Annotated in this window: 20 protein-coding genes and 1 tRNA gene; 11 read left to right on the forward strand and 10 right to left on the reverse strand. The window is 64.0% G+C overall.

All coding sequences use genetic code 11. The annotated features are described in order from the left end of the window. Positions 1 to 18 precede the first annotated feature (18 nt). From G568_RS19875 to G568_RS0102505, 3 genes are all read left to right on the forward strand, one after another. Entirely contained in the window at positions 19 to 846 is an 828-nt protein-coding gene (locus G568_RS19875) for a MerR family transcriptional regulator (RefSeq protein ID WP_026756569.1), read from the forward strand. A 60-nt stretch (positions 847 to 906) separates the two neighbouring features. After that, positions 907 to 983, forward strand: a tRNA-Pro gene (locus G568_RS0102500). A 73-nt stretch (positions 984 to 1,056) separates the two neighbouring features. After that, positions 1,057 to 2,133: a 2'-deoxycytidine 5'-triphosphate deaminase gene (locus G568_RS0102505; protein ID WP_026756570.1), complete on the forward strand. Its 1,077-nt coding sequence runs from the start codon at positions 1,057 to 1,059 to the stop codon at positions 2,131 to 2,133. Between the two features lie 5 nt (positions 2,134 to 2,138). Here G568_RS0102505 and G568_RS18020 read toward each other — a convergent pair whose 3' ends face one another. Beyond that, complete coding sequence (locus G568_RS18020) at positions 2,139 to 2,387, reverse strand: hypothetical protein (RefSeq protein ID WP_157084243.1); 249 nt, start codon at positions 2,385 to 2,387, stop codon at positions 2,139 to 2,141. Positions 2,388 to 2,459: 72 nt separating this feature from the next. Next, positions 2,460 to 3,434 (reverse strand): DUF808 domain-containing protein, encoded by a 975-nt coding sequence (locus G568_RS0102515; protein ID WP_026756571.1) that lies wholly within the window; start codon positions 3,432 to 3,434, stop codon positions 2,460 to 2,462. Between the two features lie 224 nt (positions 3,435 to 3,658). On the opposite strand from G568_RS0102515, the gene gap reads away from it, so the two are divergent. Beyond that, positions 3,659 to 4,660, forward strand: a complete 1,002-nt coding sequence (gene gap, locus G568_RS0102520) for a type I glyceraldehyde-3-phosphate dehydrogenase (RefSeq protein ID WP_026756572.1) — start codon at positions 3,659 to 3,661, stop codon at positions 4,658 to 4,660. Between the two features lie 79 nt (positions 4,661 to 4,739). Continuing rightward, positions 4,740 to 4,883: a hypothetical protein gene (locus tag G568_RS20465; protein ID WP_026756573.1), complete on the forward strand. Its 144-nt coding sequence runs from the start codon at positions 4,740 to 4,742 to the stop codon at positions 4,881 to 4,883. A 20-nt stretch (positions 4,884 to 4,903) separates the two neighbouring features. Here G568_RS20465 and coaD read toward each other — a convergent pair whose 3' ends face one another. The 3 genes from coaD to G568_RS0102540 all read right to left on the reverse strand — a co-directional run bounded on the left by coaD (position 4,904) and on the right by G568_RS0102540 (position 6,869). Next, positions 4,904 to 5,404, reverse strand: coding sequence for a pantetheine-phosphate adenylyltransferase (gene coaD, locus G568_RS0102530; protein WP_026756574.1), 501 nt, complete (start codon positions 5,402 to 5,404; stop codon positions 4,904 to 4,906). Between the two features lie 80 nt (positions 5,405 to 5,484). Next, on the reverse strand, positions 5,485 to 5,919 hold the full coding sequence (locus tag G568_RS0102535; RefSeq protein ID WP_026756575.1) for a CBS domain-containing protein: 435 nt from the start codon (positions 5,917 to 5,919) through the stop codon (positions 5,485 to 5,487). A gap of 59 nt (positions 5,920 to 5,978) precedes the next feature. Beyond that, positions 5,979 to 6,869: a LysR family transcriptional regulator gene (locus tag G568_RS0102540; RefSeq protein ID WP_026756576.1), complete on the reverse strand. Its 891-nt coding sequence runs from the start codon at positions 6,867 to 6,869 to the stop codon at positions 5,979 to 5,981. 184 nt (positions 6,870 to 7,053) lie between these two features. Between G568_RS0102540 and G568_RS0102545 the strand changes: the two genes are divergently transcribed. The 5 genes from G568_RS0102545 to G568_RS0102565 all read left to right on the forward strand — a co-directional run bounded on the left by G568_RS0102545 (position 7,054) and on the right by G568_RS0102565 (position 12,206). Beyond that, complete coding sequence (locus G568_RS0102545; protein WP_026756577.1) at positions 7,054 to 8,553, forward strand: CoA-acylating methylmalonate-semialdehyde dehydrogenase; 1,500 nt, start codon at positions 7,054 to 7,056, stop codon at positions 8,551 to 8,553. A gap of 267 nt (positions 8,554 to 8,820) precedes the next feature. After that, positions 8,821 to 9,966 (forward strand): acyl-CoA dehydrogenase family protein, encoded by a 1,146-nt coding sequence (locus tag G568_RS0102550; RefSeq protein WP_026756578.1) that lies wholly within the window; start codon positions 8,821 to 8,823, stop codon positions 9,964 to 9,966. 2 nt (positions 9,967 to 9,968) lie between these two features. Beyond that, entirely contained in the window at positions 9,969 to 11,030 is a 1,062-nt protein-coding gene (locus G568_RS0102555; RefSeq protein ID WP_026756579.1) for an enoyl-CoA hydratase/isomerase family protein, read from the forward strand. Then, positions 11,027 to 11,899: a 3-hydroxyisobutyrate dehydrogenase gene (gene mmsB, locus G568_RS0102560; protein WP_026756580.1), complete on the forward strand. Its 873-nt coding sequence runs from the start codon at positions 11,027 to 11,029 to the stop codon at positions 11,897 to 11,899. Before G568_RS0102555 ends, mmsB begins: the two co-directional genes overlap by 4 nt. Positions 11,900 to 12,008: 109 nt before the next feature. Then, complete coding sequence (locus G568_RS0102565; RefSeq protein WP_026756581.1) at positions 12,009 to 12,206, forward strand: YgaP family membrane protein; 198 nt, start codon at positions 12,009 to 12,011, stop codon at positions 12,204 to 12,206. Positions 12,207 to 12,265: 59 nt separating this feature from the next. Here the strand turns inward: G568_RS0102565 and uvrA are convergent, their stop codons facing one another. After that, on the reverse strand, positions 12,266 to 15,124 hold the full coding sequence (gene uvrA, locus G568_RS0102570; RefSeq protein ID WP_026756582.1) for an excinuclease ABC subunit UvrA: 2,859 nt from the start codon (positions 15,122 to 15,124) through the stop codon (positions 12,266 to 12,268). 229 nt (positions 15,125 to 15,353) lie between these two features. Here uvrA and G568_RS0102575 point away from each other — a divergent pair, with 229 nt between their 5' ends. Next, positions 15,354 to 15,710, forward strand: coding sequence for a rhodanese-like domain-containing protein (locus G568_RS0102575; RefSeq protein ID WP_026756583.1), 357 nt, complete (start codon positions 15,354 to 15,356; stop codon positions 15,708 to 15,710). Between the two features lie 97 nt (positions 15,711 to 15,807). On the opposite strand, the gene lpdA is transcribed toward G568_RS0102575, so the two are convergent. The 4 genes from lpdA to queA all read right to left on the reverse strand — a co-directional run bounded on the left by lpdA (position 15,808) and on the right by queA (position 20,429). Then, a complete protein-coding gene (gene lpdA, locus G568_RS0102580) occupies positions 15,808 to 17,202 on the reverse strand; it encodes a dihydrolipoyl dehydrogenase (protein ID WP_026756584.1) in 1,395 nt (464 codons plus the stop codon). A gap of 103 nt (positions 17,203 to 17,305) precedes the next feature. Further along, on the reverse strand, positions 17,306 to 17,884 hold the full coding sequence (locus G568_RS0102585; RefSeq protein ID WP_026756585.1) for a DUF924 family protein: 579 nt from the start codon (positions 17,882 to 17,884) through the stop codon (positions 17,306 to 17,308). Between the two features lie 96 nt (positions 17,885 to 17,980). Beyond that, on the reverse strand, positions 17,981 to 19,240 hold the full coding sequence (locus G568_RS0102590; RefSeq protein ID WP_026756586.1) for an MFS transporter: 1,260 nt from the start codon (positions 19,238 to 19,240) through the stop codon (positions 17,981 to 17,983). 112 nt (positions 19,241 to 19,352) lie between these two features. Then, positions 19,353 to 20,429 (reverse strand): tRNA preQ1(34) S-adenosylmethionine ribosyltransferase-isomerase QueA, encoded by a 1,077-nt coding sequence (gene queA / locus G568_RS0102595; protein ID WP_026756587.1) that lies wholly within the window; start codon positions 20,427 to 20,429, stop codon positions 19,353 to 19,355. Between the last annotated feature and the right edge of the window lie 6 nt (positions 20,430 to 20,435).

The raw sequence follows: 20,435 nt of genomic DNA on the forward strand, positions 1-20,435 counted from the left end.
GGATAAAAGGGGGCGCTTATGGGCAAATCACCCGACGCCTTTCGCACGATCAGCGAAGTGGCGGAATGGCTGGATCGTCCCGCCCATGTGCTGCGCTTTTGGGAAAGCAAATTCTCACAGATCAAGCCCGTCAAGCGCGCGGGCGGGCGCCGTTATTACCGGCCGCAGGACATGCTGTTGCTCGGCGGTATCAAGAAACTTCTGCATGACGAGGGCATGACCATCAAGGGCGTGCAGAAAGTCCTGCGGGAAAATGGCGTCAAACACGTCTCGGACCTTTCCGATCCGCTTGATGATACCTTTGCCGACGATGCGCCCGCCTATCAGGCGCATAGCGAGGCAAGCGCCCAAGGCAGCATCGACGTGCCCGAGGACGCCCCGCAAAGCGCGCGCGTGCTGACTTTCCCGCGCGAAGGGCAGCCGCAACAGCCCGCCGCCAAGGCAGAGCCTGAAACCCAAGCGGTGGAGGCCGACCTTGAGGCGCCCGACACCCCCGCGCCGCAGGCCCCCGACGCCACACAAGACGCGCCGCACCCCGAGCCCGCGCCGGAGGAAGAGCAAGCCGCACCCCCTGCCGAGGCCATGCCCGCGCATACCGCCGCGCCGGATGATACCGCGCCCGAGCCGGAGTCAGAGGCCCCCGCGGACACGCAGCCTGAGCCGGCACCCAAGCCAAGCGCCCCTGTCCCGACTGTCCCGGCCAATGATGCCCCCGCCGCGTCGCTCTGCGCCACCATCGCCGCGCTGAGGGGGCCCATCGACGCAGACAACAGCGCCCGGGTGCGCGCCCTGCTTGAGCAGTTGACCGCCCTTTACGCCCCCACCGAAGACGCTCGCAAAGAGTAGCGGAAAATTGGTAATTTCCCCTTGCCCTGCCAGCCAGAAACGGTATGAAAGCGACATCGTCGGGCTATGGCGCAGCCTGGTAGCGCGTCCGTCTGGGGGACGGAAGGTCGCAGGTTCGAGTCCTGCTAGCCCGACCATTTCAAAACAACGCTACCAAACACCCCTCCGAGGGGCGCGGCGTGCGGCGTTCATCCATCCACGAGGGCCACAATGACCGGCGTCATCCCGTCCCAGACATTGCGCAAAATGATCGATGACGGCCAGATAGGCGCCGATCCCGCCATTCCCGCCGATCAGGTCCAACCCGCCAGCCTCGATCTCAGATTGGGCACCACCGCGTACCGCGTGCGGGCCTCGTTCCTGGCCGGTGAAGGCGCCAGCGTCGCCGAGCGGCTGTCGCGGTTCGAGATGCACCGCGTGGACCTCAGCGCCGGCGCGGTTCTGGAAAAGGGCTGCGTTTATGTGGTCCCTCTGATGGAACATCTGGACCTGCCCGCAGGCATCCACGCGGTCGCCAACGCCAAAAGCTCGACTGGGCGCCTCGATATCCTAACCCGCCTGATCACCGATGGCGGCGTGGAGTTCGACAGGATACAGCCGGGCTACTCTGGCCCGCTATATGCCGAGATTTGCCCGCTGTCTTTCTCGGTGCTGGTGCGATCGGGCATGCGCCTCAATCAAATCCGCTTTCGCGAGGGGCACGCCACCCTGCCCGACCGCGACCTGCGCGCGTTGCACACCGCCACGCCGCTGGTCGATGGCCCCGCCGTGATCGACGCGGGGCTGGGATTTTCCGTCGATCTGGCGCCGCGCGCGGGCACGCTGGTGGGCTACCGCGCCAAGCCGCATACCGGCGTTATCGACCTGGACCTGATCGATCACTACCGCCCCGCCGATTTCTGGGAGGAACTGCATAGCAGCGATGGCCGGATCATCCTTGATCCCGGCGCCTTCTACATCCTTGTCAGCCGCGAGGCGGTGCATATCCCGCCCGCCTATGCCGCCGAAATGGCGCCCTACCTGGCCATGGTCGGGGAATTTCGGGTGCATTACGCGGGGTTCTTCGACCCCGGTTTCGGCCATGACGGCGCCGGCGGACGCGGCTCACGCGGGGTGCTTGAGGTGCGCTGCCACGAGACGCCCTTTGTCCTGGAACACGGGCAGGTCGTCGGTCGCCTTGTGTACGAGCATATGGTCACCGTCCCCGATCAGCTCTATGGCGCGGGGATTGCCTCGAATTACCAAGGGCAAGGCCTCAAGCTCAGCAAGCATTTCGCGGCACCCTGACCGGGTCAGAACTTGCCCATGCGTCGCCCGATGCGCAGGCTCTGGCGCGTGCGCTTGTTCGTGCCGGGATCGTTGTAGTCACTGTTTTTCCCGCTCTCGGCCTTGCTGCTCTTGGCTTGTGCGTCGCCGCTGCCGTCCTGCCCCGACTTGCCCTTGCGGTTCGCGAACTTGTTGATGCCCGCGCTCATGCCCTTTTGCATGACTGTACGCATCACCATGCGCACCACCATGTTGACGATCTGGTTGACGTTCATCTCGCACTCCTGTTTGCGGCACACACAAGGTAGCATCAAATTATGCTGATTTCAGGGCGTGTTAGCCAAAAATTACTGCTCCTCGCCCCGCAAGCGCGCCAACCGGCCCCACAGGGGCGCAATGCCATGCGTCACAACCGGGACCAGCAGCAGCCCAAGCGCCAGCCCTGCCAACCCATTCAGGGCCGCGCCAACAAACCATTCCACCGCGCCCTGCGCCGCACGCGGCACCGCATGGGCGGCCCCCACAGCCAGATCATGTACCAGATGCGCTGGCCAGACCTGGCCAAGCTGCTCAAGCCCGTGGGTAATGATTGCGCCGCCGACCCATAGCATCGCCGCGGTACCCACGATCGTCAGCGCCTTCAGGACGCCCGGCATCGCCCTGACGATGCCGCGCCCTGCCCCGCGTGTCAGGTTCAGGCGCCCACCCTTGGCCATATGCAGCCCCAGATCGTCCGCCTTCACGATCAGGGCCACGCCGCCATATACCACGGCCGTGATCGCAACCCCCACCACCGCGAGCGTGGCCGCCTCGACCCACAAGGTCGATTTCGGAATTTCCGCCAGCGCGATGGTCATGATCTCGGCCGACAGGATGAAATCGGTCTTGATCGCACCCGCCGCCTTGCTTTCCTCAAGGTGGGCGGGGTCCTGAACATTGAAATCGGCCTCGACGGCGTGGTCGGCGTGCGGAAACAGCGCGTGCACGATCTTCTCGGCCCCTTCGAAACACAAATATGCCCCGCCCAGCATCAACAAAGGCGCAATCGCCCAAGGCGCAAACGCCGACAGGGCCAGCCCCACGGGCAGCAGGTACAGCAGCTTGTTTTTCAGCGATCCCTTGGCAATCCGCCACACGATCGGCAATTCGCGGGACGCCTCGAACCCATGAAGGTATTTTGGCGTCACCGCCGCATCGTCGATCACCGCGCCCGCCGCCTTGGACCCGGCCTTGGTGGCCTGCCCAACCACGTCATCGACCGACGCCGCCGCCACCTTGGCAATCGCCGCGACATCGTCCAGAAGGGCCAGCAATCCGCTCATGTCCGCTCTCCGTCATTCATTGCCCGCCCTGCGGCGGTTTTGTCCACCCTATCGCGCCCCCGGCTGGCGACAAGGGCTGTTGGCGCGGCGCGACAGCCCGGCACACGTTAGCGCAACCATCCCTGTTTTGCGCTAACATGTTCGGAAATCTGCATTTTCCACCTTTCGGCACGGGGCGCTGCGGGATATATCGCGGCCACAGCACCTGATCAGGAGTCTATCGCATGACCATCACCGTCGGTATCAACGGGTTTGGCCGCATCGGCCGCTGCACCCTGTCCCACATCGCACAGAGCACCCGCGAGGACATCAAGGTGGTCAAGCTTAACGCCACCGGCCCGCTGGAAACCGCGGCGCACCTGATCCGCTATGATTCGGTGCACGGGCGCTTCCCCGGCACGATCACCACCGGCGAGGGGTGGATGGATCTGGGCCGCGGCGCGATCGAGGTTTCCTCGACCTATGACATGGATGCGCTGGACTGGTCCGGCGTTGACGTGGTGATGGAATGCACCGGCAAGTTCAACGATGGCAAAAAGGCCGCCAAACACCTCGAGCGCGGCGCGCGCAAGGTCCTGCTGTCAGCCCCCGGCAAGAACGTGGATCGCACCGTTGTCTTTGGCGTCAACCACGACAAGCTGCGCGCCAGCGACAAGATGATTTCGAATGGCTCGTGCACCACCAACTGCCTCGCGCCGCTGGCCAAGGTGCTGGACGAGGCGATCGGCATCGAGTCCGGCATCATGACCACAATCCACAGCTACACGGGCGATCAGCCGACGCTGGACCGGCGCCATGACGATCTATACCGCGCCCGCGCCGCCGCGATGGCGATGATCCCCACCTCAACCGGCGCCGCCAAGGCCCTGGGCGAGGTGCTGCCCGGTCTCAAGGGCAAGCTTGACGGATCGGCCATACGCGTGCCCACGCCCAACGTGTCGGCGGTGGACCTGACCTTCGTGGCCAAGCGCGACGTGACTGAGACCGAGGTGAACGAGGCCGTCGCCCGCGCCGCCACCGGCGCAATGCGCGGGGTTCTGGCCTATGACCCCGAGCCCAAGGTGTCGATCGATTTCAACCATACCGAGGAAAGCTCGATCTTCGCGCCGGACCAGACCAAGGTCACCGGCAAGCGCCTTGTGCGGGTGCTGGCGTGGTACGACAACGAATGGGGCTTTTCGTGCCGCATGGCCGATGTCGCCGTCGCCATGGGCCAGACCAACTAAGGCGCCCACCGATCCATCGCTTGCACCTGCGGGGGCCCTGCGGCATACCAATGTCCAGTGCCGCCCGCAGGAGCCTTTGATGACCGATAGGATCGCCCTCTACATTGGCGTTTTGATCGCCCTGTGTCTCGCACTGGATTGGTATCTTTGGGATTGGGCCAACACCCTTTTCCTGGCCCGCAAATTCGCGGCGCTGATCGAATGGACCGCGTTCTGGCGCTGAGCGGCTGAGCGCCCGCGCGCTTAACCGGGCTTGCCCATGCGATCGAGCAGGTGACGGCGCACCGCGGGAGTGACGAATTTCGACACATCCCCATCCAGCCGCGCGATTTCCTTGACCAGCTTCGACGCGATCGCCTGGTACTCGGCATCCGCCATCAGGAACACCGTCTCGACCGAACTGTCCAGCGCCCGGTTCATCCCGACCATCTGATATTCGTATTCGAAATCGGTCACCGCCCGCAGGCCCCGCACGATCAGTTGCGCGCCCACGTCATGCGCGCAGTTGATCAGCAGGTTCTCGAACGGATGCACCAGGATCTCCATCCCTGTCTCTTTCGACAGGGTGGCGGTTTCCTCCTCGATCATCGCGACCCGCTCTTCCAACTCAAACAAAGGTCCCTTGTCGCGGTTGATGGCCACCCCGATGACCAGACGGTCAACCAGGGACGCCGAGCGCCTGATGATATCGATATGCCCCAGCGTGATGGGATCGAAGGTGCCGGGATAAAGGCCGATGCGCATTGGGTGGCTCCACTGCCGGAATAGTTGCCGCGCACGCAATATTATTGCGCCGGGAAATGCAAGCGGGAAAAATGCCGCCCCTACCAGCCCTTGACCATCCCCTCGAGTGCATCCTTCTCCATCGCCAGCTCCTGAAGCCGCGCCTTGACCACGTCGCCGATGGTCACGATCCCGACAAGGGTCTGATTCTCGACCACGGGCATGTGGCGAAACCGGCCATCGGTCATCCGCTGCAGTACCGCGTCCGAGGTATCCTCGCGCCGGCAGCAGGTCGGGTTGCGGGTCATCATGTCCTGCGCCTTTTCCTGCAGGCACACCGCCCCGCGCAGCGCAAGCGACCGCACGATATCGCGCTCCGAGAGGATACCGACGATGTCGTCCCCGTTTCTGGACACGATCACGCCGCCGATCCGGCGCTCGGCCATGACCTGCGCCACGTCCGAGATCGCATCGTCCGGTTTCACGGTTATCACCGCGCTATCGCCTTTGGATGACAGGATGTTCTGGACGTGCATGATGGACCTCCGCCATTGTCGCTATGTGAAATCAAGCGTCCTCCACCCGCGACACTCTGTCAAGTCAGCGCTTCGAGGCGCTGCACCTCGTTGCGAAGGCCCGCCGTCAACGCATCGGCAAACCGGTTGAGCCGCTCAAGCCGCTGATCGTCGGCGTGGCGGATCAGGTAGAAGGCCCGCGTCAGGCTGATATGATCGGGTAGCACCTTGCGCAGCGGCCGCGACATCGGCAGCGAAAAGTCGTGCACCACGCCCAGCCCCGCGCCATGGCGCAACCAGTTCACCTGCACCGAGACCGAGTTGCTGGCCAACGGGACGCGCTCGACCCCGAGATCGGACAGATAATCCAGCTCCTTGTCGAAAATCATGTCGGGGATATAGCCCACCATCCGGTGCCCGCGCAGGTCTTCGGGCGTGGTGATCGGCGGCTTGTCCTTCAGGTACCCCCGCGCCGCCGCGAGGTGCAGCTTATACTCGGTGATCTTCTGCACCGTCAGGCGCCCGGCCTCGGGCGGGCTGACGCCGATGGCCATGTCCGCCTCACGCTTGGACAGGTTGAACACCCGCGGCAGCGCGATGATCTGGATATCCAGGTCGGGATTGTCGCGCACGATTTCGGCACAGACCTGCGGCAGCAGGAAATTGGCGCAACCATCCGGCGCCCCGATGCGGATCTGCCCCGACAGCCCCCCCTCCTGCCCGGCCAGCTCTTCCTGGGCGGCGCCCATGGCCTGCTCGGCGCGCTCGGCATGGGCCATCAGGCGCATGCCCGCGTCCGTCGGCGCATAGCCCTGTGGGCTCTTGGCGAACAGCGGCGCACCCAGATTCTGCTCGAGCCGCGCGATGCGCCGGCCCACCGTCGCCGGATCGACCCGCAGCACCTTGCCCGCGCCTGACAGGCTCTCGGCCCGGGCCACGGCCAGAAAAACCCGCATGTCATCCCAGTGCAATGTCATGGCCTCCCTCATCACGTCGGTATTTCGTCGGTATTTCGTCCGTAAACCGACTGTATGAAACCAAAATCCTTAAAGGACTTCGGACCTCTATTTTTGCAAAACCCTTTTGGAACCTTGCCTCTTTTCATCGGAAATTTGCAAGCCTATCCTTCGCGCAATCATTGCGGAGGAGATACCCATGCAAGAACTGACCCACTACATCAACGGCGCCCACGTTAAAGGCACATCGGGGCGCTTTTCCGATGTCTACAACCCCGCCACCGGCGAGGTGCAGGCCAAGACCCCGCTGGCCAGCGCGGCCGAGATGGACGCCGCCGTGCAGGCCGCCATGGCCGCACAGCCCGCCTGGGCGGCAACCAACCCACAGCGCCGCGCGCGCGTCCTGATGGCCTTTGTCGGGCTGCTCAACCGCGACATGGACAAGCTGGCCGAGGCTCTGAGCCGCGAGCACGGCAAAACCTTCCCCGACGCCAAGGGCGACGTGCAGCGCGGCCTGGAAGTGGTCGAATACTGCATCGGCGCGCCCGAGCTTCTGAAGGGCGAGTTCACCGATGGCGCCGGCCCCGGCATCGACATCTACTCGATGCGCCAGCCGCTTGGCGTCACCGCCGGCATCACGCCGTTCAACTTCCCGGCGATGATCCCGATGTGGATGTTCGCGCCCGCCATCGCCTGCGGCAATGCCTTCATCCTCAAGCCGTCCGAGCGCGACCCTTCGGTGCCGCTGATGCTGGCCGAGCTGATGGAAGAGGCCGGTTTGCCCAAGGGCATCTTGCAGGTCGTCAACGGCGACAAGGAAGCGGTCGATGCGATCATCGATCATGACGTGATCCAGTCGATCGGTTTTGTCGGCTCAACCCCGATCGCCGAATACATCTACGGGCGCGGCTGCTCCAACGGCAAGCGCGTGCAGTGCTTCGGCGGTGCCAAGAACCACATGATCGTGATGCCCGACGCCGACATGGATCAGGCCGCCGACGCCCTTGTTGGTGCCGGATACGGCGCCGCGGGCGAGCGGTGCATGGCGATCTCGGTCGCCGTGCCGGTGGGGGACGAAACCGCCGATCGCCTGATTGAAAAGCTGGTTCCGCGGATTGAGAAGCTCAAGGTCGGCCCCTACACCGCCGGCGATGATGTGGATTACGGCCCCGTCGTGACCGCCGCCGCCAAGGAGAAGATCCACGGGCTGGTGCAATCGGGCATCGATCAAGGCGCCGAGCTCGTCGTCGATGGCCGCGACTTCTCGCTTCAGGGGTACGAGGATGGCTTCTTTGTCGGCCCGCACCTTTTCGACAAGGTCACGCCCGACATGGACATCTACCAGCAGGAGATCTTCGGCCCGGTCCTTAGCACCGTGCGCGCCGGCTCCTACGAGGAGGCGCTCAAGCTGGCGATGGATCACGAGATGGGCAACGGCACCGCGATCTTTACCCGCGACGGCGACGCCGCCCGCGATTTCGCGAACCGTGTCAACGTGGGCATGATCGGCGTCAACGTGCCGATCCCGGTGCCGCTGGCCTATCACACCTTCGGCGGCTGGAAGAAATCCGCCTTTGGCGATCTCAACCAGCACGGCCCCGACGCGTTCAAGTTCTACACGCGCACCAAGACGATCACCTCGCGCTGGCCGAGCGGCATCAAGGAAGGCGGCGAATTCCACTTCAAGCAAATGGAATGACCCCGCACCGCCCCTAACCAACCGGTTGCGCGCCTGTCCTAGTGGCGGGCGCGCAGTCCCCCCCCAACATGCTTGCGCCTAAGCGCCCTGCGCTTGACAATTGAACGCCGCGTTCCAAGGATGGCGGATGGCACCCCGGCGCCGCGCCCGGGCCGCCCAGGCAGGCACGGCACACCGATGCTTGCAGGCTTGAAAAACTCCTGAAAGAATCAAGAATTAAACATACGTTCATTTAGCGGCCAAGCGCCGCCCACGCGGAGGAAAGCCATGGATTTCGCCCTGACCGAAGAACAAACCGCCATTTTCGACATGGCCCATGCCTTTGGGCAGGACCGCATCGCACCCAATGCCCGCGATTGGGAAGCCCAAGGTACCATCCCCAAGGAGTTGTGGCCGGAAATCGCGCAGCTTGGCTTTGGCGGGCTCTACGTGTCCGAGGAAACCGGCGGCGCCGGGCTGGGCCGCCTTGACGCCACGCTGGTGTTCGAGGCGCTGTCGATGGCCTGCCCCTCGGTCGCGGCGTTCCTGTCAATCCACAACATGTGCGCCAAGATGATCGACACCTTCGGCAGTGATGACATCAAGTCCCGCTACATGCCCGGCGTTCTGTCGATGGATACCGTGCTCAGCTATTGCCTGACCGAGCCGGGATCGGGCAGCGATGCCGCCGCCCTGAAGACCCGTGCCGCCCGTTCCAACGCGGGCTATACCCTCAACGGCACCAAGGCGTTCATCTCGGGTGGTGGCTATTCCGACGCTTATGTCGTCATGTGCCGCACCGGCGATGCGGCCGGGCCCAAGGGCATCTCGACGGTGATCGTGGATGCGGGCACTGACGGGCTGAGTTATGGCGCGCTCGAGGACAAGATGGGCTGGAGGAGCCAACCCACCCGGCAGGTGCAGTTCGACGATTGCACCATCCCCGCCGACAACCTGATCGGCGACGAGGGCAAGGGCTTTGGCTATGCCATGGCCGGGCTGGACGGCGGCCGCCTCAACATCGCGGCCTGTAGCCTTGGAGCCGCGCAAACCGCCTTGAACATGACGCTGGATTACATGGGCGAGCGCAAGGCCTTCGGCCAGTCGATAGATCAGTTCCAGGCCCTGCAATTCCGCCTCGCAGAGATGGAGATCGAGATGCAAGCCGCCCGCACATTCCTGCGGCAAGCGGCATGGAAGCTGGACCAGAACGCGCCGGACGCCACCAAGTTCTGCGCCATGGCCAAGAAATTCGTGACCGAGGCGGGTTCGAAAACCGTCAACCAGTGCCTGCAATTGCATGGCGGCTACGGCTACCTGGCCGATTACGGAATCGAGAAACTGGTGCGCGATTTGCGCGTGCACGAAATCCTTGAGGGCACGAACGAGATCATGCGCCTGATCGTGGCGCGGCAATTGCTGGCGGAGCGCTAACCATGACCGAAGAAAGCGCCGAGATAGATATCCGCACCCAGGGGCGCGCCGGGCGTATCACGCTCAACCGGCCCAAGGCGCTCAATGCGCTGACCTACGATATGTGCCTCAGGATCGAGGCCGCGCTGGACGCGTGGCGCGATGACGCGGCGGTTGATCTGCTGATCATCGACGCGGCGGGCGACAAGGCGTTCTGTGCCGGCGGCGACATCGCCGAGCTGTATCGCACCGGAAAGGCCGGCGACTACGTCCATGGCCGCCGCTTCTGGGCCGATGAATACCGCATGAACGCCAAGCTGTTCGAGTTTCCCAAACCCGTGGTCAGCCTCATGCAGGGCTTTGTCATGGGCGGCGGCGTTGGCGTCGGGTGCCACGGCAGCCACCGCATCGTGGACACCAACGCGCAGATCGCAATGCCCGAATGCGGCATCGGGTTGGTGCCCGATGTCGGCGGCTCACTTCTCTTGGCCAGGGCGCCGGGGCGCGTGGGTGAATACCTGGGGCTGACCGCGGCGCGCATGTCCGCGGGCGACGCCATATTCGCGGGCTTCGCCGATGCCTGCCTGCCCCGGGATGCGTGGCCTGACCTGATTGCCGATCTGTGCGCAGCCGGCGACATCGACGCCGCCGAGCGCCCCTGCGCCGAGGCGCCGCCCGCCTCCGATCTCAGCACCCAGATGGACAATATCACCGCCCATTTCGGTGGGGAGCGACTGGATGATATCCTGCGCAGCCTGCAAGCGCAGGAGAATGAATTCACCGCCGCCGCCCTCAAGCAGATGGGCCGCAACTCGCCCCTGTCGATGGGCTGCACCGTGGAAATGATCCACCGCCTGCGCGGCCCCTCGGCCGAGATCCGCCGCGCGCTGGATCTTGAATACCGCTTTACCTTCCGGTCCATGGACCAGGGCGATTTCCTCGAAGGGGTGCGCGCCGCCATCATCGACAAGGACCGCAATCCACACTGGAAGCATACCCTGCATGCCCTGCCCGACGTGGCGGTGTCGCAGATGCTTCTGCCATTGGGCGATGACGCCCTAACCCTTGAGGAGAAGACGACATGAAAATCGGATTTATCGGGCTGGGCAACATGGGCGGTCCGATGGCCGCCAACCTCGCCGCGGCCGGGCATGACGTGACGGGCTTTGACATGGCCGACGTCTCTATCGAGGGCGTCAGCAACGCCGCCACCGTCGAAGAGGCGGCCAATGGCGCCGACGTGGTGATCACCATGCTGCCCAACGGCGCCATCATGCACGCCGTCGCCGACCAGATCCTGCCGGTGATGCAGGCGGGGGCGGCCCTTGTCGACAGCTCGACCAGCGACGTGGACAACACCCGCGCCGTCGCCGCCATCGCCGAAAAGGCCGGCATCCATTTCCTCGACGCGCCCGTCTCGGGCGGCATCGGGGGGGCCTCGGGCGGCACCCTGACTTTCATGGTCGGCGGCACGCAAGAGGGTTTTGACAAGGTCGCGCCACTGTTCGACGTGATGGGTCAGAAGGCCGTTCTGTGCGGCGAGGCGGGCGCCGGTCAATCGGCCAAGGTGTGCAACAACATGATCCTTGCCGGCACCATGATCGTCACCTGCGAGGCCTTCGCGCTGGCTGACAAGCTGGGCCTCGATCGGCAGAAGATGTTCGATGTGGTGTCCACCTCCTCGGGGCAGTCGTGGTCGATGAACACCTATTGCCCGGCCCCCGGCGTTGGCCCGAAATCGCCCGCCGACAATGACTATACCCCCGGTTTCGCGGCCGAGCTGATGCTCAAGGATCTCCGCCTGAGCCAGCAAGCCGCCGAAACCGCCGACGCCGACACCCCGGTGGGAAAACTCGCCACCGCGCTATACGAGCAGTTCGTCGAGCAAGAAGACGGCGAGGGCAAGGACTTCTCCGCCATGCTGCCCCGGTTCGAAAAGCGCAGCCGCAGCTAGACCTGTGCGCCCTCCGCGCCACTTGCGCGCGGGGGCCTCGATTTTCAGGACAGATCAGCGCCCCTGTAGTATTGTTAACACGCGACTCATTTTACAGGAGGTCTATTTCATGACCAAGAATGTCGGCACGATCGACCGCATCCTTCGCATCGTGATCGGTGCGGCACTGATCGCGGGGTTCTTTCTCAACCCCGACGCCAAGTATGGCTGGCTCTACCTGATCGGGATCATCCCGCTGGCCACCGGGCTGCTGTCAAGCTGCCCGCTCTATTCCATCCTCGGGATGAGCACCTGCGCGCGCAAGTAACCCCGCCCGCCGGCACCGCATGACCAAAAGGGGCGCGCCGCGCCCCTTTTTCATGCGCCCTACTCCGCTGCCAGGGTGCGCCCCCTCAGCATCGGCTTGAGGTAGCGGCCGGTATGGCTGCGCTCTACCTCGGCCACCTGTTCGGGCGTGCCCTCGGCCACGATCTCGCCGCCGCCATCGCCGCCCTCGGGGCCGATGTCGATGATCCAGTCGGCAGTCTTGATCACGTCAAGGTTATGCTCGATCACCACTACGGTGTTGCCCGCATCAACCAGGTGATGCAGCACCTCCAGCAGCTTTTTCACATCGTCGAAATGCAGCCCCGTCGTCGGCTCATCAAGGATATAGAGCGTCCGGCCCGTCGCCCGCTTGGCCAGCTCCCGGCTTAGCTTCACGCGCTGCGCCTCGCCGCCCGATAACGTCGTCGCCTGTTGACCGACCTTGATGTACCCAAGGCCCACCTGCGCCAGCGCATCCATCTTCTCGCGGATGCTCGGCACCGCCTTGAAGAAGTCCTGCGCCTCTTCAACCGTCATATCAAGAACGTCCGCTATGCTCTTGCCTTTAAAACTAATTTCCAAAGTTTCGCGATTGTAGCGGGCGCCCTTGCAGGTCTCGCAGGTGACATAGACATCGGGCAGGAAGTTCATCTCGATCTTCAGAACGCCGTCGCCCTTGCACGCCTCGCAGCGCCCCCCCTTCACGTTGAACGAAAACCGCCCCGGCTTGTAGCCGCGCGCCTTCGCCTCGGGCAGACCGGCAAACCAGTCGCGGATCGGGGTAAAGGCGCCGGTATAGGTGGCCGGGTTGGAACGCGGCGTGCGCCCGATCGGGCGCTGGTCGATGTCGATCACCTTGTCCAGATGCTCCAACCCCTTGATCGTCTCGCAGGGCGCCGGCGTCTGCCGCGCCCCGTTCAGGCGCATCGACGCCGTCTTGAACAGGGTCTCGACCGTCAGGGTCGATTTGCCGCCGCCCGACACGCCCGTCACGCATACCAGCTTGCCCAGCGGGAACTCCGCCGTCATGTGGGCCAGGTTGTTGCCGGTCGCGCCGACCACCGTCACCTTTTTGCGGTTGCCCTTGCGCCGCTTGCCCGGCACGGCGATCTCGCGCGCGCCCGACAGGTATTGCCCGGTCAGCGACGCCGCATCGCCCGCCACCTCTTCTGGGGTGCCGTGACTGACCACCTGCCCGCCATGCACACCCGCGCCGGGGCCGATGTCGAACACGTAATCGGCCTCGCGGATCGCTTCTTCGTCATGCTCGACCACGATCACGGTATTGCCCTGATCACGCAAGTTCTTCAGCGTGCCAAGAAGCCGGTCATTGTCGCGCTGATGCAGCCCGATGGATGGCTCGTCCAGAACATACAAGACCCCGGTCAGGCCGCTGCCGATCTGGCTGGCCAGGCGGATACGTTGGCTTTCGCCGCCCGACAACGTGCCGCTGGAGCGTGACAGCGTCAGGTATTCCAACCCGACATTGTTGAGAAAACTCAACCGCTCGCGGATTTCCTTGAGGATGGCGCGCGCGATCTCGTTCTTTTGCGCGCTCAACTGCCCGGGCACGCCGTCGCACCATGCATGCGCCTCCTTGATCGACATCTCGACGACCTTGCCGATATGCAGATCCCCGATCCGCACCGCCAGCGCCTCTTCGCGCAGGCGATAGCCGTTGCAGGTGCCGCAGGGGCGGTTATTTTGGTAACGCTCGAACTCTTCGCGCACCCAGGCGCTATCGGTTTCGCGGTAGCGACGCATCATGTTGGGGATCACCCCCTCGAATGCGCGGCTGACCTGGTAGACGCGCCCGCCCTCGTCATAGCGGAACTGGATCTCGTCCGCGCCCGAGCCATAGAGGAACACCTGCTGCACCTCCGGCGACAGATCCTTCCAGCGGGCGTTCTTGTCAAACCCGTAATGCTTGGCGATCGCCTCGATCGTCTGCAGGAAGTAGGGCGATTTACCCTTGCGCCACGGCGCCAGAGCGCCATCGCTGATCTTGAGGTTCTGATCGGGCACCACAAGGCGTTCGTCGAAAAACAGCTCCTTGCCAAGGCCGTCGCAATCGGGGCACGCTCCGAACGGCGCGTTGAACGAAAACAGCCGCGGCTCGATCTCGGGGATGGTGAACCCCGACACCGGGCAGGCGAAGCTTTCCGAGAACATGATCCGCTCCGGCTCGCCCTCACGCGGGGCGGTCTCGAGAACCGCCAGCCCCGATGTCAGGTCCAGCGCGGTGCGGAAACTGTCGGCTAGACGCGTCTCAAGCCCGTCCTTCACCACGATTCGGTCAACCACCACGTCGATATCGTGGCGGAATTTCTTGTCGAGCGTGGGCGGCTCGTCCAAATCGTGAAACGCGCCGTCGACCTTGACGCGCTGGAACCCCTGCTTGCGCAACTCCATGAAATCCTTTCGGTATTCGCCTTTGCGGTCGCGCACGATCGGGGCCAGAAGATAGGCGCGCGTGCCCTCTTCCATCGCCATCACCCGGTCGACCATGTCCTGCACCTGCTGCGCCTCGATCGGCAGGCCCGTGGCCGGGCTATAGGGCGTGCCGGCCCTCGCGAACAGAAGGCGCATGTAGTCATAGATTTCCGTCACCGTGCCCACGGTCGAGCGGGGATTTTTCGACGTGGTTTTTTGCTCGATCGAAATCGCCGGGCTCAGGCCGGTGATGTGATCGACGTCCGGCTTTTGCATCATGTCCAGGAACTGCCGCGCATAAGCTGACAGCGATTCGACATAGCGGCGCTGCCCCTCGGCATAGATCGTATCGAACGCCAGCGACGACTTGCCCGACCCCGAAAGCCCGGTGATCACCACCAACTGATCGCGCGGAATATCCACGTCGATGCTCTTGAGGTTATGCTCGCGCGCGCCGCGCACCTCGATTTTCTTGAGTTCCGCCATCACAGCCCCCGGCCTTGCTGGTTAACAGATAGTTGAGCCGCCCCGGATCGCCAACCCAAAAATGCGAACATTAGATGAACATTCTTTAATTCACATCCGCAGTTTGCGCAATATTGCATCGTAACGGCACAAACATTCCGTTTTATGCATTTATTTGCCGCGCGCATCTTGAACCCCGCACCGCCGATCCGATATCACGCGGACAAAACAACACATCCGAGGACATGACATGCTTGGCTTCATGCGCGCCCCTCAGCCCAAGGCACAGCTTGACGACCTGATCGATCAGGTCGCCAAGGACGAGGTCACGCTGATCGACATCCGCGATGCCGCGGAGCTGGCCCAGACAGGGCAGGCCAAAGGCGCGCTGCACATCCCCATGACGCGCCTGCCGATGGTCGCCGATCCGCGCCACCCGGACCATGACGCGCGCCTGTCGCAGGGCAAGCCGCTCGCGCTTTATTGCGCCAGCGGTGCGCGCTCGGGCATGGCCGCGCGACTTCTGCGGCAACTGGGATACGAGGATGTGCGCAACGCCGGCGGCCTTGCCGACTGGATCGCCGCAGGCGGCCCCTGCACGCGGTGATATTGTTCGCGCCAGGCCCCGAGGATAGCCGCGAACCGGATCACCTTGCGATCCGGCGCACAACTGAAAATGTTGCTACTTTCGCACTCGCGGTAAATCAGTAATGGATCGCCCGATCATACGCGTCCAGAACCGATTCGTGCATCATCTCCGATAGCGTCGGATGCGGGAAGACCGAGTTCATCAGCTCCGCCTCGGTCGTCTCAAGCGTCCGCCCCACGACATACCCCTGGATCAACTCCGTCACCTCGGCGCCAACCATGTGCGCGCCAATCAGCTCACCGGTATCCGCGTCGAACACCGTCTTGACCAGGCCCTCGGCCTCGCCCAATGCGATGGCCTTGCCGTTGCCGATGAACGGGAACCGCCCGACCCTGATCTTGCGCCCTGCTTCCTTGGCCTGCGCCTCGGTTTGGCCGACGCTGGCGATCTGCGGCTGGCAGTAGGTGCAGCCGGCGATGCTATCGGGGTCCACCGGGTGCGGGTCGCCCCCGGCGATCAGCTCGGCCACCATCACGCCCTCGTGGCTGGCCTTGTGCGCCAGCCATGGCGCGCCGGCGATATCGCCGATGGCATAGATCCCCTCGACGCCGGTGCGGCAGTGCTTGTCGGTCACGACATGGCTGCGATCCACCTTCACGCCCAACTCCTCAAGGCCCAGCCCCTCGGTATTGCCGACGATCCCGACGGCGGAAATCACCGTGTCGAACTCTTGCTTGCCGACCTTGCCGCCGCTCTCGATATGCGCGGTCACCTTGGTCTTGGTGCGATCAAGCTGCTTGACGGTGGATTTCTCCATGATCGTCATGCCCTGCTTCTTGAACTGCTTGCGCGCGAAATCGGCGATCTCGGCATCCTCCACCGGCAGGATGCTGTCCATCACCTCGACCACCGTCGTCTCGGCCCCTAGCGTGTTGAAGAAGCTGGCAAACTCGATCCCGATCGCGCCCGATCCGATCACCAGCAGCTTCTTGGGCATGCGCGAGGCCTGCAGCGCGTGACGATAGCTCCAGACGCGATCGCCGTCGGCCTCCAGCCCGGGCAAGTCGCGTGCCCGCGCGCCAGTCGCCACGATGATCGACGGCGCTTGCAATTCCTCGCGGCCCTTGTCGGTCTTGACCGCAACGCGCCCCTTGGCGGGGATCGTCGCCTCGCCCATGAAGACGCTGACCTTGTGCTTTTTCAGGAGGTGCCCGACCCCGCTATTGAGCTGCCCCGCCACCTTGCGCGAGCGTTTCACAACCGCGTCCAGGTCAAAGCCGATATCGCCCGCCTTCAGGCCAAACTCGCCGGCGCGGTGCATCAGGTGGTACACCTCGGCCGAGCGCAGCATCGCCTTGGTCGGGATGCAGCCCCAGTTGAGGCAAATGCCGCCAAGGTTCTCGCGCTCGACGATCGCGACCTTCAACCCCAGTTGCGCCGCGCGAATGGCCCCTACATAGCCGCCCGGACCAGATCCGATAACGATCACATCAAACGATTTGGCAGCCATGCGCATCCCTCCGATTCCGCTGTTAGTTTGACGTTAAACTATCAGCGGCACGGCTTCAATGCGGTGCCGAAACGCCGCGTACATCGCGCGTGGCATGGATCGCTTAGCCGGCCTGCAAGCTTTGCACGGTGGTGCCGTACCCGCCGTCGCTGACATAGTCGCGCTCCGGCGTGGTCGAGCGCCGCGACAGCGCCTCGTTACGATACGGGAACCGCCCGAACAGCCGGATCACCTCGCGATGCGCCTTGGCATGCAGCAGGTTGCCGGAGCCGGTCTCCGGCATCCGCTCCAGCATCAGCCGCACACAGCGCTCCTGATCGCAAAGGTTCTCCGAATGCATCAGCGGCAGGTAAAAGAACTGCCGCTCAGGCTCCGGTATCCGCAGGTCCCACTTCCTGTCGATCGCCAGCTTTGCCGCCGCCAGCGCGACACCGTCGCTGGCAAAGGCCTGCGCCGTGCCGCGGAACATGTTCCTGGGAAACTGATCCATCAGGATGATATACGCCAGCGCACTGCGCGCGTTTGTCATCCACTTCTTACAACTGCCCGATCCTTGCGCATCTCGCCAGATGTCGCCAAACCGATCCCTTATCGTGCTGTCCAGGTCGGGATTGGCGTCATACCAACCCTTTGGTCCGACCTCCTGTAGCCAGAACGACAGGATTTCTTCCGGTTGCACCATTGCGAGCCTCCTCAAACTCACCAGATTTGCCTGTAATCAAAGTGTTACATTCGTCTCGGGCGATTTGAACAGTAAACTTTTGCAACAACTGCAACATCACAAAGAATTTTCCGCCTCGTCCTGCGCCGTTTCCGCCGCGTATTCCTGCGCAATCCCCACCGCCACGGGCGATGCGGACGGCGACACCGGCGCATAGCTGGCGGTGTCCTCGACATCGGGTGCGGCGCGCTGCGTCATACGGTAGGCGGCGTAGCCCGCGAGCGCCACCAGCAAGAGCGCGATCTGCAGGAAAAAGCCCGGCGCGCCGATTATGCCCATCAACCACCCGGCGATCAGCGGCCCGGCAATCGCGCCAACCCCGTTGATGAACACCATCCCGCCGGACGCGGCGGCCATGTCATCAAGCTCAAGAAAATCGTTGGTATAGGCGATCAGCAGCGAATAGAGCGGGTTGCTCATCCCCCCGATCAGGAACGCCGCGATCAGCAGAATCGTGAACGATCCGCCGGCGATCATGCCCAAAACCGCGCCGCCGCCGCCAATGGCCGCGACCACCATGATCAAAAGCCGCCGGTCCATCCCGTCCGACAGCCAGCCAAGCGGAAACTGCAGCAGCGTCGCCCCGATATAGAAGGAGGATACGAACATCGCGATCTGGCCCAGCTCCAGCCCCGCCTTCGCGCCGTAGACCGCCGCCATACCGAATTGCGACGCAAACACGCCCCCCAGCAGGAACATCCCTACGCATCCAAGGGGCGAGACGCGCATGATCTGGCGCAGTGTCATCGGCTTGGCCGTGTCAAACGCCGGCGTCGGCGTGATCGACAACAGGATCGGCGCGAACGAGATCGACACCAGCACCGAAGGGATCACGAACAAAATGAACCCCGAAGGATCAGCCACCAGCAGCAAGCCCTGCGCCGCCACGATCCCCGCCATCTGCACCATCATGTAAAGCGAGAGCGCCTGGCCGCGCGTCTCGTTGGTGGCGGCGTTGTTGAGCCAGCTTTCGGCGGTCACGTAAACGCCCGAGAAACAGAACCCGATCACCACGCGCCCGATGGTCCACGCCCACGGATCGGCAAATGTCGGATAGAGGATCAGCACCGCCGAGATGAAGCTGGCCAACGCGGCGAACACCCGCACATGCCCGACGCGGCGAATCATCTCGGGCGCCATCCTCGAGCCGCCAAGGAAACCCACGAAATACGCCGACATCACCAGCGACATCTGGTAGGTCGAAAACCCCTCGATCTCGCCGCGGACACCCAAAAGCGTGCCCTGCAAGCCGTTGCCGATCATCAACAGCATCATGCCCAACAACAGGGCCCATGCGTTCGAGGCAAACTTAATCATCGTGAGACTCCGAAAAATGTGCGGCGGGATGGCCGGCTTGCGGCGCGCGATGTCAGGCGCATACGCCCCTCTCCCGCCCGGTGTCTGTCCGGATTGCGACGCAGGCCGGGCACTATCGACTGCTGTCAGACTCCGGCGCCGGGATCAACAGCGACGCGTCGCCATAGGAAAAGAACCGGTATCCATGCGCCACCGCATGGTCGTAGATGCGCGCGATCGTATCGCGCCCCATCAGCGCCGCCACCAGCATCAGCAGCGTCGATTTCGGCAGGTGGAAATTCGTGATCAACGCATCCGTAACCCGGAACCTGAAGCCGGGATAGATAAAGATATCCGTCTCACCCCGCCACGGCGCGATCCGGCCTGTCTCGCGCGCCGCCGTCTCAATCAGGCGCAGCGCGGTGGTGCCCACCGGGATCACCCGGCCGCCCCCCTCGCGGGTCTGCGCGATCTCTTGCGCGGCCTGCGCGCTAACCTCGCCCCATTCGGCATGCATCTTGTGGGTGGTCACATCCTCGACCTTCACCGGCAGGAACGTGCCCGCGCCAACGTGCAAGGTGACATGGCTGAACGTCACGCCCCGCGCCTCCAGCGCGGCCAACAGCGCATCGTCGAAATGCAGCGACGCGGTCGGCGCCGCCACCGCGCCGGGGCTGCGCGCCCATACCGTCTGATAGTCGGTCTTGTCCTGCGCATCCGCCGCCCGTCGCGCCGCGATATAGGGTGGTAGCGGCATCGCGCCCGCCCGCTCCAGCGCGGCGTCGAAATCATCGCCGCTCAGGTTGAATTCCAGCACCGCGCGCCCCTCGCCGCGCGAGACCACGGTTGCGCTGAACCCGTCGCCGAACGTGATCGTCTCGCTGTCGCGCACCTTCTTGAGCGGCTTCAGCAGCGCCTGCCAGCAGCCCCCCTGCGCCGCCGGCTCAAGCAGCGTCACCTCGATCCGCGCGGCCGTCTCGCCCGCCTCACCGCTGCGATGGCGCAGCCCCGACAGGCGCGCCGGGATCACTCGCGTATCGTTCAGCACCAAACGATCGCCGGGGCGCAGCCAATCGGGGAGCTGATAGACATGCGCATCGCTGATCGCATCCCCCGCGGCCACCAGCATCCGCGCCGCGCTGCGCGGGCGCGCGGGTCGCGTCGCGATCAGCCGCTCGGGCAAATCGAAATCGAAATCGCTCAGTTTCATGGCGGG

Source organism: Sediminimonas qiaohouensis DSM 21189 (genome assembly GCF_000423645.1).
GTDB classification, from domain to species: domain Bacteria; phylum Pseudomonadota; class Alphaproteobacteria; order Rhodobacterales; family Rhodobacteraceae; genus Sediminimonas; species Sediminimonas qiaohouensis.

What these genes read in the sequence shown, in the direction of transcription:
- G568_RS19875 (WP_026756569.1), top strand. Translation starts at nt 19, where the DNA reads ATGGGCAAATCACCCGACGCCTTTCGCACGATCAGCGAAGTGGCGGAA.
- G568_RS0102505 (WP_026756570.1), top strand. Translation starts at nt 1,057, where the DNA reads ATGACCGGCGTCATCCCGTCCCAGACATTGCGCAAAATGATCGATGAC.
- G568_RS18020 (WP_157084243.1), bottom strand. Translation starts at nt 2,387, where the DNA reads ATGAACGTCAACCAGATCGTCAACATGGTGGTGCGCATGGTGATGCGT.
- G568_RS0102515 (WP_026756571.1), bottom strand. Translation starts at nt 3,434, where the DNA reads ATGAGCGGATTGCTGGCCCTTCTGGACGATGTCGCGGCGATTGCCAAG.
- gap (WP_026756572.1), top strand. Translation starts at nt 3,659, where the DNA reads ATGACCATCACCGTCGGTATCAACGGGTTTGGCCGCATCGGCCGCTGC.
- G568_RS20465 (WP_026756573.1), top strand. Translation starts at nt 4,740, where the DNA reads ATGACCGATAGGATCGCCCTCTACATTGGCGTTTTGATCGCCCTGTGT.
- coaD (WP_026756574.1), bottom strand. Translation starts at nt 5,404, where the DNA reads ATGCGCATCGGCCTTTATCCCGGCACCTTCGATCCCATCACGCTGGGG.
- G568_RS0102535 (WP_026756575.1), bottom strand. Translation starts at nt 5,919, where the DNA reads ATGCACGTCCAGAACATCCTGTCATCCAAAGGCGATAGCGCGGTGATA.
- G568_RS0102545 (WP_026756577.1), top strand. Translation starts at nt 7,054, where the DNA reads ATGCAAGAACTGACCCACTACATCAACGGCGCCCACGTTAAAGGCACA.
- G568_RS0102550 (WP_026756578.1), top strand. Translation starts at nt 8,821, where the DNA reads ATGGATTTCGCCCTGACCGAAGAACAAACCGCCATTTTCGACATGGCC.
- G568_RS0102555 (WP_026756579.1), top strand. Translation starts at nt 9,969, where the DNA reads ATGACCGAAGAAAGCGCCGAGATAGATATCCGCACCCAGGGGCGCGCC.
- mmsB (WP_026756580.1), top strand. Translation starts at nt 11,027, where the DNA reads ATGAAAATCGGATTTATCGGGCTGGGCAACATGGGCGGTCCGATGGCC.
- G568_RS0102565 (WP_026756581.1), top strand. Translation starts at nt 12,009, where the DNA reads ATGACCAAGAATGTCGGCACGATCGACCGCATCCTTCGCATCGTGATC.
- uvrA (WP_026756582.1), bottom strand. Translation starts at nt 15,124, where the DNA reads ATGGCGGAACTCAAGAAAATCGAGGTGCGCGGCGCGCGCGAGCATAAC.
- G568_RS0102575 (WP_026756583.1), top strand. Translation starts at nt 15,354, where the DNA reads ATGCTTGGCTTCATGCGCGCCCCTCAGCCCAAGGCACAGCTTGACGAC.
- lpdA (WP_026756584.1), bottom strand. Translation starts at nt 17,202, where the DNA reads ATGGCTGCCAAATCGTTTGATGTGATCGTTATCGGATCTGGTCCGGGC.
- G568_RS0102585 (WP_026756585.1), bottom strand. Translation starts at nt 17,884, where the DNA reads ATGGTGCAACCGGAAGAAATCCTGTCGTTCTGGCTACAGGAGGTCGGA.
- G568_RS0102590 (WP_026756586.1), bottom strand. Translation starts at nt 19,240, where the DNA reads ATGATTAAGTTTGCCTCGAACGCATGGGCCCTGTTGTTGGGCATGATG.
- queA (WP_026756587.1), bottom strand. Translation starts at nt 20,429, where the DNA reads ATGAAACTGAGCGATTTCGATTTCGATTTGCCCGAGCGGCTGATCGCG.